The organism is Mesorhizobium sp. B4-1-3 (assembly GCF_006439355.1).
In the GTDB taxonomy this organism is placed as follows: domain Bacteria; phylum Pseudomonadota; class Alphaproteobacteria; order Rhizobiales; family Rhizobiaceae; genus Mesorhizobium.
Genome location: NZ_VFTG01000013.1, coordinates 1 through 12,835, shown reverse-complemented (window position 1 = coordinate 12,835; position 12,835 = coordinate 1). Strand labels below are relative to the sequence as shown.

Sequence of the window (12,835 nt, the reverse complement as noted above, 5' to 3'; positions counted from 1 at the left end):
CGCCGATGATGAACCTCGCAGAATATCGCAACCGCAACAGCCGGCTCGCCGACTTCCTGCCCTGGGTGGCATTGGTCGGCGCGGGCATCGTCCTCAACAAGGACGGCAGCTTTCAGCGCACCGCAGGGTTTCGCGGCCCCGATCTCGACAGTGCCGTCCCGGCCGAGCTGGTCGCCGTCGCCGGCCGCCTCAACAATGCCTTCCGTCGTCTCGGCTCCGGTTGGGCGATCTTCGTCGAGGCCCAGCGCCATGCCTCAAACCTCTATCCCGACAGCCGCTTTCCCGATCCCGCCTCGGCGCTGGTCGATGCGGAGCGCAAGGCTGACTTCGAGGAAGCCGGCGCGCATTTCGAGTCGAGCTATTTCCTGACCTTCACCTATCTGCCGCCGGCCGAAGATGCCGCACGGGCGGAAGCTTGGCTCTATGAGGGGCGGGAAAAGTCGGGCCTCGACCCCAACGAGGTGATGACCGGCTTCGCCGATCGCACCGATCGCATCCTGCGCCTGGTCGAAGCCTTCATGCCGGAATGCCGCTGGCTCGATGACGCGGAGACGCTCACCTATCTCCACGGCTGCGTCTCGACCAAACGGCATCGTGTCCGCGTCCCCGAAACGCCGATCTATCTCGACGCGCTGCTCGCCGACCAACCGCTCACTGGCGGGCTCGAGCCGCGCCTTGGCGCGTCGCATCTGCGCATCCTCACCGTCACCGGCTTTCCGACGGCGACGACGCCCGGCCTGCTCGATGAGCTGAACCGTCTCGCATTTCCGTATCGCTGGTCGACGCGCGCGATCCTGCTCGACAAGACCGACGCCACCAAGCTGCTCACCAAGATTCGGCGACAGTGGTTCGCCAAGCGCAAGTCGATCGCCGCGATCCTTAAGGAGGTGATGACCAACGAGGCGTCCGTCCTCGTGGACACCGACGCCGCGAATAAGGCGGCAGACGCCGATCTCGCGCTTCAGGAACTCGGCGCCGACTATGCCGGCATGGCCTATGTCACCGCGACGGTGACGGTGTGGGATGATGATCCGCGGATAGCCGACGAGAAGCTGCGGCTGGTCGAGAAGGTCATCCAGGGCCGCGACTTCACCGCCATGGCCGAGACCATCAACGCGGTGGACGCCTGGCTCGGCTCGTTGCCCGGCCACGTCTATGCGAACGTCCGTCAGCCTCCAATTTCCACCCTCAATCTCGCCCACATGATTCCGCTGTCAGCGGTGTGGGCGGGGCCGGAACGGGACGAGCATTTTGCAGCGCCCCCTCTGCTCTTCGGCAAGACCGAAGGCTCGACTCCGTTCCGGCTTTCGCTTCACGTCGGCGACGTCGGCCACACGCTGATCGTCGGCCCGACCGGCGCGGGCAAGTCGGTCCTGCTGGCGCTGATGGCGCTGCAGTTTCGACGCTATGCCCGTGCCCAAGTCTTCGCCTTCGACTTCGGCGGCTCGATCCGCGCGGCGGCGCTCGGCATGGGCGGTGATTGGCATGACCTCGGAGGCGATCTCAGCGACGGCGTGACCGATAGCGTCAGCCTTCAACCGCTCGCTCGCGTTCACGACGTGCCCGAGCGCGCCTGGGCAGGCGACTGGATCGTATCGGTCCTGACCCGCGAGGGCGTGGCAATCACGCCCGAGGTGAAGGAGCATATCTGGACGGCGCTGACCTCGCTCGCATCGGCGCCAGTAGAGGAGCGCACGATCACCGGCCTGGTCGTGCTGCTCCAGTCGAACGATCTCAAGCAAGCGCTCAGGCCCTATTGCGTCGGCGGTCCCTACGGCCGGCTGCTCGACGCCGAGCGTGAATATCTCGGCTCGGCCTCCGTCCAGGCGTTCGAGACCGAGGGGCTCATCGGCACCGACGCGGCGCCCGCGGTTCTCTCCTATCTCTTCCATCGGATCGAGGATCGGCTCGACGGTTCGCCAACTCTTCTCATCATCGATGAGGGCTGGCTGGCGCTGGACGATGATGGCTTCGCCGGCCAGCTCCGCGAATGGCTGAAGACGCTGCGCAAGAAAAACGCCAGCGTCATTTTCGCCACGCAGTCGCTGTCGGACATCGACGGCTCGGCGATCGCGCCCGCCATCATCGAAAGCTGCCAGACGCGGCTCCTGTTGCCTAACGAGCGGGCGATCGAGCCGCAGATCACCGCGATCTATCGGCGCTTCGGCCTCAACGATCGCCAGATCGAGATCATCGCGCGGGCGATGCCGAAGCGTGACTACTACTGCCAGTCGCGCCGCGGCAACCGGCTGTTCGAGTTGGGGCTCTCCGATGTCGCGCTCGCGCTGTGCGCTGCATCGTCGAAGACCGACCAGGCGGCTATCGCTCGCATCGTCGCCGAACATGGCCGCGAAGGCTTCCTCGCCGCCTGGCTCGATCACCGTGAAGTCGGCTGGGCCGCCGATCTCATCCCCACGCTCACCAACAAGGAGACGTTCCAATGAAACTGCGCAATTCCCGCGCAGCGCGTTTTGCTGCCGCGCTGCTGACCGCCCCCGTTGCGCTCGCACCCATGCTGGCGACCCCCGCCCACGCCATCATCGTGTTCGATCCCTCGAACTATGCGCAGAACGTGCTCACGGCGGCGCGATCGCTCCAGCAGATCACCAACCAGATCACCTCGCTTCAGAACGAAGCGCAGATGCTCATCAACCAGGCCCGCAACCTCGCGAGCCTGCCGTACTCCTCGCTGCAACAGCTACAGCAGTCAGTGCAGCGGACGCAGCAGCTACTCAGCCAGGCGCAGAACATCGCCTATGACGTCCAGCAGATCGACCGAATGTTCCAGCAGAAATACGGGAACGTCTCGCTTTCGGCCTCCGACCAACAGCTCGTCAGCGATGCCCGCTCGCGCTGGCAGAACACAGTCGGCGGCCTGCAGGATGCGATGCGCGTCCAAGCGGGCGTGGTCGGCAATATCGACACCAACCGCGCGCAGATGTCGGCGCTGGTCGGCCAGAGCCAAGGCGCGACCGGCGCGCTGCAGGCGACACAGGCCGGCAACCAGCTCCTCGCACTCCAGGCGCAGCAGCTCGCTGATCTCACCGCCGTCGTGGCGGCCAATGGTCGAGCTCAGGCATTGCAGTCCGCCGAGCAGGCTGCCGCCGCCGAGCAAGGCCGCGAGCAGCGCCGTCGTTTCCTGACGCCGGGCGCGGGCTACCAGCCCGGCAACGCCCGCATGTTCCCGAACAGCGGCAACTGAGGCTGGCACGATGGACGGCAAGACCCTCGCTCGCGTCGGCGCCATCGCCTTCATTGCGGTCGCCATCACGGCGACCGCGATCGAGATGAACCGCGAGGACGCTTCGGCGGATGCCCCCGCGACGCAGGGCCGCCCGGCCACGGCACCAGATCCTCTCGCCGCAGAACTGCTTCGATGTTCAGAGATCGGCGAGGCTGGCACGCGCGATCCCAATTGCCTGAAGGCGTGGGCAGAGAACCGGCGCCGCTTCCTCGGCCGGCCAGCCCCCGTTTCATCCCCGTCGCCGGTTGCGCCGACCACGCTGTTTCCGAGTGCGCCCACCTCGGCCGATCCCATCCATAAAGACAGTGCGCCAGCGGACGTGACCGGGCCTGCGATGCAGGCCGGGCCCGCTCAGCCAGAGGTTCGCTGACATGGGCGGCACCGGCGTCATCGACCATTTTCTCGAGGTCTTCACCCGCTACATCGACGGGGGATTAGGGCTGCTCGGCGGCGAAGTGGGTTTTATCGCTACCACCTTGATCGTCATCGACGTCACGCTCGCCGCGCTCTTCTGGTCATGGGGCGCCGACGACGACATCATGGCGAGGCTGGTCAAGAAGACGCTCTTCGTCGGTGTCTTCGCGTACCTGATCTCCAACTGGAATAATCTCGCACGCATCATCTTCGAGAGCTTCGCGGGCCTCGGCCTGAAGGCTTCGGGCACCGGCTTCGCCGTCAGCGATCTCATGCGTCCCGGCAAGGTGGCGCAGACCGGCCTCGATGCCGGTCGCCCGCTGCTCGACTCCATCTCCAGCCTGATGGGCTACTGGTCGTTCTTCGAGAACTTCATCCAGATCGCCTGCATGTTTTTCGCCTGGGCGCTGGTGCTGCTTGCGTTCTTCATCCTAGCGATCCAGCTCTTCGTCACCCTGATCGAGTTCAAGCTGACGACGCTCGCCGGCTTCGTCCTCATTCCCTTCGGCCTGTTCGGCAAATCCGCCTTCATGGCCGAGCGCGTGCTGGGCAACGTCATCTCCTCCGGCATCAAGGTGCTGGTGCTCGCCGTCATCATCGGCATCGGCTCGACGCTGTTCTCCGAGTTCACCTCGGGCTTCAACGGCGCAACGCCATCGATCGACGACGCCATGGCGATCGTGCTGGCCGCGCTGTCGCTGCTCGGTCTCGGCATCTTCGGCCCCGGCATCGCCAACGGCCTCATCTCCGGTGGCCCACAGCTCGGTGCCGGCGCGGCCATTGGCACTGGTCTTGCCGCCGGCGGCGTTGTCGCAGCGGGCGCGGCCGCCACCGGCGCCGTCGTGTCAGGCGGCGCCGCCCTTGCCGGCGGCGCTGCCGCCGCCGCGCGCGGCGGTGCAGCCCTCGCCGGCGGAGCCTCCACCGCCTACAGCCTCGGCGCGGCCGGCCAATCCGGCGCATCGGGCGTCGCGTCGGGCCTTGGCAATGTTGCCAGTACCGGCGCGAAGGCGGCCGTCTCCCCGTTGAAGCGCGCAGCCGTGCGCGCCGCCGACAGCCTCAAGCAGAGCTATCAGGCCGGCGGCCAGGCCGTGACGAAGATCGCCACGAGCGCATCCGGCGCCGCAACCACAACCGCTGCGGAGGCCGTGCCTTCGGGAGCCGCGTCCTCTGCCAGCGACGGCCCGCCAGCCTGGGCGAAGCGCATGAAACGCTCGCAGCAAATGTCCCACGGTGTCTCCGCGGCCGCCCACGCCGTGCGTAGCGGCGACAGCCATGGCGGCGGCTCCTCCGTCAACCTTTCTGAAAGCGACTGACCATGTTTAAGCGACCATCCACCCACTACGGCAAAGCCCCGCAGCCCGAGACGCCCTATCAGCGCGCTGCGCAGGTCTGGGACGATCGCATCGGCTCCGCCCGCGTGCAGGCCCGCAACTGGCGCTACATGGCCTTCGGCTCGCTGGCGCTCGCGTGCGGGCTTTCGGCGGCGCTGGTCTGGCAGTCGGCCAACGGTTCGATCGTGCCCTGGGTGGTACAGGTCGATCGGCTCGGCCAGGCGCAGGCGATCGCGCCAGCGACCGCCGACTATCAGCCGAACGATCCGCAGATCGCCTTCTACCTCGCCCGCTTCATTGAGCAGGTCAGAAGTATCCCCGCCGATCCGATCATCGTGCGGCAAAACTGGCTACGCGCCTACGACTTCACGACACAGGGCGGCGCGCTTGCGCTCAACGACTATGCCCGCGCCAACGATCCTTTTGCCAAGGTCGGCAAGCAGCAGGTCGCCGTCGAGGTGTCGTCGGTGATCCGCGCTTCACCATCGAGCTTCCGCATCGCCTGGATCGAGCGCCGCTATCAGGATGGCTCGCTGGCTTCCACCGAGCGCTGGACCGCGATCCTTACGGTTGTCGTGCAGCCCCCTCGCGACGCCGACACGCTGCGAAAGAATCCGCTGGGAATTTACATCAACGCCATCAACTGGTCGAAGGAACTTGGACAATGACACCGACCTTCCGCAAAGCCGGAAGGCCGGCTTTCCTCAACCATGCCGTTCCGGGTTTCCGTAAATCCGGCTTGCCACTTCTCCTGCTTTGCACATCGGCGCTCGCGGGCTGTGCCGGACACACGCCACCGCCCGAGATTTCCTACGACGATGCCGCGCCCGCTGTCATCGCCGCCGATCCGCCGAAACCGGTGCAGGTCGTGGAGTTGCCGAAGCCGCTCCCGCTGCCCGGCCAGTTGAAGCCAGTCGGTAAGGACGGCAAGCCCGAGCCGGAACCGGCCGATCCCGCCGCGCGCGTGAACCAAGCCAACGCCGCCGCGCGCGTCCAACCCGCCCGCCACGGCTTCATCAACTCGATGCAGGTCTATCCTTTCGTCGAGGGCGCGCTCTATCAGGTCTACGCATCACCGGGGCAGATCACCGACATCGCGCTTCAGCCCGGCGAGCAGCTCGTCGGTTCCGGTCCCGTCGCCGCCGGCGACACGGTGCGCTGGATCATCGGCGATACCGAGAGCGGCATTGGCGCTGCCAAACAGATCCATATTCTCGTGAAGCCCACCCGCGCCGAGCTGATGACGAATCTCGTCATCAACACGGACCGGCGCACCTATCACATGGAATTGCGCGCAACGCCTTCGACCTACATGGCGTCGGTGTCCTGGCAATATCCACAGGACCAGCTCATCGCGCTGCGCCGTCAAAACCAGCAGGCCGAGGCCGTGCAGCCTGTCTCCAGCGGCATCGATCTCGCGCGCGTCAATTTCCGATACGAGGTGACGGGCGACCGCGCGCCGTGGCGGCCGCTGCGCGCCTTCGATGACGGGAAACAGGTGTTCATCGAATTTCCGCGCGGCATCGGCCAGGGCGAGATGCCCCCGCTGTTCGTGGTCGGGCCGGAGGGCGACACTTCCGAGCTGGTGAATTATCGCGTGCGCGGCAACTATATGATAGTGGACCGCTTGTTCGCCGCCGCCGAATTGCGGTTCGGTGCGGGCAAGAGCCAGAAGCGCGTCCGCATCTCCCGCACTGACGGGAGGCCGGCATCGTGAGCGACGAACGCGATCCCGAAAAGGAAGAGGGACGGTCGCAGGGTTCGACGCCCCAGCTCCAGCCGGCCGACGACGAGGCTCGGCCGCTGACCGGCGAGCCCGCCGCGACGATGCGGCTGCGCGCCGATCCGCCGCGTGTGACCCGGCTGTCCCGAAAGGTGCTGGCTGGTCTGGGTCTCGCCGCGAGCCTCGGCGTTGGCGGGGCGTTGATCTACGCGCTCCAGACCCGTCACGGCGGCCAAGGCCAGGAGCTGTACTCGACGGACAACCGCTCGACACCGGATGGCCTCGCTGGATTGCCGAAGGATTATTCCGGCGTCCCGAAGCTCGGGCCGCCGCTGCCCGGCGACCTCGGCCGACCTATCCTCAATGCGCAGAATGGCGCCGCCGTGCCGGCGATCGGCACGCCGGCCACAGGCCCAGTGGGGCCAAGCCCGGAGGAACAGCGGCGGGCCCAGGAGCTGGAGGCGGCGCGGACCGCGCGGCTGTTCGCCTCGACCGAGACTCGGCCCGGCAGTGCTGCAGCCTCGGCACAGCCTACTACGAACGCCACGCCGCCGGCCGATCTCGCCAGCCTCGGCCTGGCGCCGCAGCCGGCGACGCCATCGGCGCAGGACCGCCAACTCGCCTTCCTCAACCAGGCCCCCGACAAGCGCACTGTCTCGCCGGATCGCGTTGCGGCGCCGGCGTCGAAGAATGTCCTGCAGGCCGGCGCCGTCATCGCTGCCGCCCTCATCACCGGCATCCGCTCCGATCTGCCAGGTCAGATCACTGCGCAGGTGACGGAGAATATCTACGATAGCCCGACCGGCAAGATCCTGCTCGTGCCCCAAGGCACGCGCGTCATCGGGCAGTACGACAATGGCGTCGGCTTCGGTCAGCGGCGCATCCTCCTCGTTTGGAACCGCCTGATCTTCCCCAATGGCCGCTCCATCGTTCTTGAGCGTCAGCCTGGCGCCGACGCCGAAGGCTATGCCGGCCTCGAGGACGGCGTCGACTATCATTGGGGCGAGCTGTTCAAGGCCGCGGCAATATCCACCATTCTCAGCATCGGCGCTGAGGCTGGATCGTCCGGGCAGGAAAGCGACATCGTGCGGGCTCTGCGCCGCGGCGGATCAGACAGCATCAATCAGACCGGCCAGCAGATCGTCCAACGCCAGCTCAACGTCGCGCCAACGCTCACTATCCGGCCGGGTTTCCCCGTTCGCGTCATCGTCACGCGCGATCTCGTGCTCGAACCCTACGGAGGCTAAAGATGGCCAAGCTGAAATTGGGACCGATTGTCGACGCCAAACCGGTGAAGGTGACGGTGGAACTGCCCGCCAGCCTTCACCGCGATCTCGTCGCCTATGCCGAGATCCTCGGCCGTGAAGCTGGGCAGCCATCGGCCGATCCGCTTCGCTTGATCGTCCCGATGCTGGAGCGGTTCATAGCCACGGATCGGGGTTTTGCGACAGCGAGGAAGTCAAGAAAATCGTCGCAATGACCGCCGCTCTTACAGATCGTGATAAGGTTCGCGCCAGACTGAGCAGGCGCCGGAAGGCGGGATTGTCATTTCTGGCCGACCATACCGCGCAGAACGGTAGAAGCTCGCTGACGAGCTGCCGGTAAACGGTTCCAGGAAACTGTGCCGCTGTACCCGCCTCGCTCATCACCGTCAGGCCGCGGCCGATCGCCACAAGAGAAAGGAGGTTGTCTCGCCCAACGTGATGTGTGTGGATTTCGGGATGGTGTCCGAGGTCGGCTAGGCGCTGCGTCAAGTAATCATGAATCTCCGGACCAGGCGCTCCGTCGCTCACAATGAACCGCTCGTTTGCAAGATCATGCCAGCCAAGCTCCGGCCGTGCGCAAAGCGGATGGTCGTCTGGAAGCACCACGAATACACGCTCGGACCAAAGCTGTTCTGATTCGCAGTCTGACCACCTCGCGGTTCCCGTGATGAAGGCCACATCGAGTTGGAGCCGCCGGATCGAGGCGACATGATCCGCGGGATCACCGTCAGTAAATTCGACACGCACACTCGCATGTTCTTTGCTGTAGGCGCGCAGCAGATCGGAAAGGAAGCCGGACGCGAGCGACGAGAAAATTCCAATCTTGATATGTCCCAGCTCGGAACGGCCGATAGCGGCCACATCCTTTGCCCCATAGTCGATCTGTCGAAGCGCTTTGCGCGCTCGATGCACAAAGCGGTGTCCCGCTAACGTCAGGTGAACACCGCCACTATATCGCTGAAAAAGAGAGGCTCCGAGGTGATCTTCGAGGTCTCGGATCCGGCGGCTTACGGCCGACTCCTGAATTTCGAGCGCCACCGCGGCCTTTCGGAAGCTCCCATGCTCCGCTGCGGCTACGAAGTATCGAAGGTGGCGCACCTCAATCACGTTTCGTACCGCCGCGCAGGACTAGGCACAGCTTTGGATGTTGCAATCTCTCATCGGAGAGGCGCTCAGCGCGATCATGATCGCGCAGGCCAAAATGGCCGACCTGAATAGCGTAGGGCCGCCTGTCGAGAGTCGCGCCGGCAGTTCTGGAAGCAGAAAAGGCACGTGTCGATACGCAGCATTCCTCCATCCCTCCCGATGCAACGTGCGGTTATCTGCTCATCGCGTCCCCAGCAGCTGAGGCACACTGCTACATCTCACCGCCCTGACAGGCTTCAGCTTTCGAGTTTATTCTCTGCCTTGGGGTGTGCGCGCGAAAGCCCAGCTCGATTCAACGAAGCAATGAGCCACACTCAAAGGTGTGCATTGTCATCGAGCACACCACGGGGGCGGGATCGTCTGCGTGTTTACGCAGCTGAGGCAGGCGACACCCGGCGTCACACATGAGAACGTCGGCATTGAGGTCGCTCTGTCGAATGCGAACGCCCTGGGATGGGCCACGGCCCGCGCTGGTGCCCCGAAGGTTCGGTTTGCATAGAGTCGGCCGAGCCGCGGACCATAATGACGGGCGAGCCGCCAGTCCGCATTGCAAAGAGGTCCGGGCAAATGCGGCCAGTAACGCGTTGATGAGCAGAACTCATAACCGCATGCAATCCCAGGCACCTTAGCGTAGCATCGGATTACCGATACAGTTGGAAAGGGGCATTCGATAGCACTACACAAGGATAGAGGCGTGAATCCAACTTATAATTTTCGCGGTCAGGTCGCCTTCGTGACGGGTGCCGCAATGGGCATGGGCCTCGCGGCTGCGCGCGCATTCGCCCAGAGCGGCGCATCGGTCGTGCTCGCTGATCGGGACAAGGCGCTCGCCGATAAGGAAGCGGCCCGAATCGCTGACGAAGGGGGCGTCGCCATCGGCGTTGCCTGTGACGTTACTGACGAGGGACAGGTCGCAGCTGCGGTCGATCGTGCGGTGGCCGAGTACGGCCGGCTCGACATGGCCTTCAACAATGCTGGCATTCAGGTTCCGCCGAGCGACGCGGCCGACGAGCCGGTCGAGAACTTTCAGCGGGTCGTTGCGGTCAATCAGTTCGGCGTCTGGGCGAGTATGAAGCATGAGCTTCGGGTAATGCGGTCGCAAGGATCGGGGGCGATCGTCAACAACTCGTCGCTGGGCGGACTCGTCGGCCTGCCCTCGCGCGCCGCCTATCATGGCTCCAAGCATGCGGTGTTGGGGATGACGAAGAGCGCCGGAGTCGAATATGCGCCACGCGGCATCCGCATCAACGCCGTCTGCCCAGGCACCATCGACACGCCTATGGTGCAGGACATGCTGAAAGGCCAGGCTGATGCCATGAACGAGATCATGAAGGAGCAGTCAATCGGCCGCCTTGGCCAGGCGGAGGAGGTGGCAGCCGCTGTGCTGTGGCTGTGCAGCCCCGGCGCGAGTTTCGTGATCGGCGTCGGTTTGCCGGTCGATGGCGGCTTTACGGCTCACTGAACCTTGCTCGCATGCGTGGAGACCACCAACGCGACGCCGAGGCCCGATTGGATTTTCCGCGCGCCCAGCTCGCGCTGAGCCGCGGTCGAGCCACTTGCGGGAATTTCAGTCGCAACGCCCTGTCCTTCAGGAGCGTATCCACCGGGCGAGCTATTTGGCGGAGGTGAGGCGGTTGGCGGGCGAGGAGCCAACGCCAGGAAAGCAATAGGCTTGTGATGATGAAGGTAATCACGATGGCAATAGGCGTCGCCCTCTTAGCGGCCTCCGAGGTCGCACTAAACGCTGCGCCAAACCCGGCGCAGCCGGTTGTCCGAATCGCCGAGATCGAGGTCGATCCTCAGCAGCTCGACGCTTACAAAGCGATCCTGGCCGAGGAACAGGAGGCATCGGTGCGACTGGAGCCCGGCGTGCTCATGCTTCATTCGGTCGCCATCACCGACAACCCTACGCACATCCGCCTACTCGAGGTCTATGCCAGCCAAAGCGCCTATGAAGCACATATCAAGTCGCCGCATTTTCTCAGATATAAGACTTCGACTGAAAAGATGGTGACGTCCCTCAAATTGATTCCTACCACCCCGATCCTGCTGTGCGCCAAATCGAAGGGCCACGCAGGAGGCCCCGTCACCTGTATGTAGGTTGGGGAGACGAGAGAAGGAGACGCGCCGCGATCGGGACAGAACACAACCCAAGAAGCGCGGTGATGAGGAAGATCGTCCCGATTCCGGTGGTATTGGCGACAAGCCCGAGCATCGGCGACAGGACGCCCAGCGACAGGTCGAAGAAGGCAGTATAGACACCCATGGCCAGTCCGCTGGAAGCGGCCGGCGCATGCCCGACGGCCTCCATGCCGAATCCCGGATAGACGAGCGCATAGCCGAAGCCCGCGATGGCGGCGCCCGCAAAGCCGACCCAGGCGACGGGAGCGACCCAGATCAGGCCGATGCCCGCGCTCTGAATGACAACGAAGATCATCGCCGCGCGCGCCCCCCCGAGCCGGTCTGGCAACGCCCCGAAAAAGACGCGCGCGACCATCAGCGCGATGGCGAAGGCGGTGAAGGGAAGCCAGGCTGGCTCCCAGCCCCGTTGCACGAATAGCAGCACGGAGAAGGCGGTCATAACGCCGTATGCGAGACCGGCGAAGGCCATGCCCGTACCAGGAAGCCAGACGGCCTTCAAAACCTTGGCAACGGGTTTGTCGCCCTGCGGCACCGGCTTGACGGACGGGATAGGCATGACGAGCGCCAGCGTGACCACCGCGCCGGCGAAGGTCGCCAAGCCGATCGCCGCAAAGCCCCAGTGTGCATAGAGGAAACTGCCAAGAGGGGAGCCGATCGCCAGCGCCACGAACATCGCCGTGCCGATCCAGGCGATCATCTTTCCGGCGTTGCCCGGACCGGCGAGCGTCAGGCACCAGCTCTGGGCGCCGGTCATGATGAAGCTTTCCGCGCCTCCGAGGAGCGCCCGTCCTACGAGCAAGATCGCTACCGACAATGCGGGAGTGCGAACGGCGAGAAGGGACAGGATGTAAAGCAGGCCGGCGAGCGCCGCCATAATCAACCCCGCCGACACAGCGCGTTTGGGTCCGTGGCGATCGGAGACTGAACCGGACCACAGGCGCGAGAGCAGGGATGCCGCGAACTGCGCGCCTGTCGCGAGGCCCACCATGAAGGGACCGAAGCCGAGGCCCTCATGGATGTGTAGCGGCAAGGCTGGCAGCACCGCGCCCGTGACCAGGAAAACGGCGAAGACCGAGGCCATCAGGGACAAGAGGGACCTATCGGTCGGCGAGGCCGACCGCTGGAGCATGGTCATAGACATTGTTGTTCTTCCTCGGACGTCTTCGCCCGTTACAATCCGGAGCGCCGCAGCATTGCTTCTGGATAGCACTCGCCTTCGATTTCGATGGTGGCTGGCGGCCTCCTAATCTTTCGGCGTGACGCGAACGGTCGCCGCGCGGGCACGGGCGCTGATCATCGGCGCGAGGTAAGGACTGGCGCGGTATTTCTGGCGATAGGCGTCGTCGATCCGATCGTTGATCGCGCCGTCGACCGCCTCGAACGAGACCTCTTTCGTCATGCCAGCGGCCGTGATGCGCCCGGCGCGTTGCCGGACCGCGGCTTGATACCAGCGCGAGTTCTGCCCGTTGTAACCGCGCACATAGAGGTCGTCGTCGACAACGACCGACCAGATCCAGGTCGGCGTGCCGTAGGTCTCGCCGTCTTCACGGAACGGGGCGACGTGTAGATC

At 64.9% G+C, this 12,835-nt stretch carries 13 protein-coding genes; 10 read left to right on the top strand and 3 right to left on the bottom strand.

From position 1 onward, the window contains the following. Positions 1-5 precede the first annotated feature (5 nt). Genes trbE through FJW06_RS17425 form a run of 8 tightly spaced genes read left to right on the top strand, consistent with a single transcriptional unit; the run spans position 6 to position 8,192 of the window. Positions 6-2,444 carry a conjugal transfer protein TrbE gene (gene trbE / locus FJW06_RS17460; protein ID WP_140753469.1) on the top strand — a complete coding sequence of 813 codons (2,439 nt, stop codon included), beginning with the start codon at positions 6-8 and terminating at the stop codon, positions 2,442-2,444. Beyond that, on the top strand, positions 2,441-3,202 hold the full coding sequence (trbJ, locus tag FJW06_RS17455) for a P-type conjugative transfer protein TrbJ (RefSeq protein ID WP_140753468.1): 762 nt from the start codon (positions 2,441-2,443) through the stop codon (positions 3,200-3,202). Before trbE ends, trbJ begins: the two co-directional genes overlap by 4 nt. Positions 3,203-3,212: 10 nt before the next feature. Further along, positions 3,213-3,614, top strand: coding sequence for a putative entry exclusion protein TrbK-alt (trbK-alt, locus tag FJW06_RS17450; protein WP_140753467.1), 402 nt, complete (start codon positions 3,213-3,215; stop codon positions 3,612-3,614). Between the two features lies 1 nt (position 3,615). Continuing rightward, a complete protein-coding gene (gene trbL / locus FJW06_RS17445; protein ID WP_140753466.1) occupies positions 3,616-4,971 on the top strand; it encodes a P-type conjugative transfer protein TrbL in 1,356 nt (451 codons plus the stop codon). A 2-nt stretch (positions 4,972-4,973) separates the two neighbouring features. Then, positions 4,974-5,657 carry a conjugal transfer protein TrbF gene (trbF, locus tag FJW06_RS17440; protein WP_140753465.1) on the top strand — a complete coding sequence of 228 codons (684 nt, stop codon included), beginning with the start codon at positions 4,974-4,976 and terminating at the stop codon, positions 5,655-5,657. Then, positions 5,654-6,706, top strand: coding sequence for a P-type conjugative transfer protein TrbG (gene trbG, locus FJW06_RS17435; protein WP_140753464.1), 1,053 nt, complete (start codon positions 5,654-5,656; stop codon positions 6,704-6,706). The genes trbF and trbG overlap by 4 nt, the downstream gene beginning before the upstream one ends. Then, a complete protein-coding gene (locus FJW06_RS17430) occupies positions 6,703-7,959 on the top strand; it encodes a TrbI/VirB10 family protein (RefSeq protein ID WP_140753463.1) in 1,257 nt (418 codons plus the stop codon). Before trbG ends, FJW06_RS17430 begins: the two co-directional genes overlap by 4 nt. 2 nt (positions 7,960-7,961) lie before the next feature. Continuing rightward, positions 7,962-8,192: a DUF2274 domain-containing protein gene (locus FJW06_RS17425; protein WP_140753462.1), complete on the top strand. Its 231-nt coding sequence runs from the start codon at positions 7,962-7,964 to the stop codon at positions 8,190-8,192. On the opposite strand, the gene FJW06_RS17420 is transcribed toward FJW06_RS17425, so the two are convergent. Further along, positions 8,134-9,084, bottom strand: a complete 951-nt coding sequence (locus FJW06_RS17420; RefSeq protein WP_140753461.1) for a LysR family transcriptional regulator — start codon at positions 9,082-9,084, stop codon at positions 8,134-8,136. The two genes, FJW06_RS17425 and FJW06_RS17420, sit on opposite strands and share 59 nt — an antisense overlap. A gap of 733 nt (positions 9,085-9,817) precedes the next feature. Here FJW06_RS17420 and FJW06_RS17415 point away from each other — a divergent pair. After that, entirely contained in the window at positions 9,818-10,585 is a 768-nt protein-coding gene (locus FJW06_RS17415; protein WP_140753460.1) for an SDR family oxidoreductase, read from the top strand. Positions 10,586-10,797: 212 nt separating this feature from the next. Further along, complete coding sequence (locus FJW06_RS17410; protein WP_246674660.1) at positions 10,798-11,223, top strand: putative quinol monooxygenase; 426 nt, start codon at positions 10,798-10,800, stop codon at positions 11,221-11,223. On the opposite strand, the gene FJW06_RS17405 is transcribed toward FJW06_RS17410, so the two are convergent. Together FJW06_RS17405 and FJW06_RS17400 are read right to left on the bottom strand one after the other, a co-directional pair. Then, positions 11,210-12,400, bottom strand: a complete 1,191-nt coding sequence (locus FJW06_RS17405; RefSeq protein ID WP_246674659.1) for an arabinose transporter — start codon at positions 12,398-12,400, stop codon at positions 11,210-11,212. The genes FJW06_RS17410 and FJW06_RS17405 overlap by 14 nt on opposite strands. Positions 12,401-12,508: 108 nt before the next feature. Next, positions 12,509-12,835: DUF2255 family protein (locus tag FJW06_RS17400; RefSeq protein WP_140753459.1), on the bottom strand; the 327-nt coding region annotated here is incomplete at its 5' end.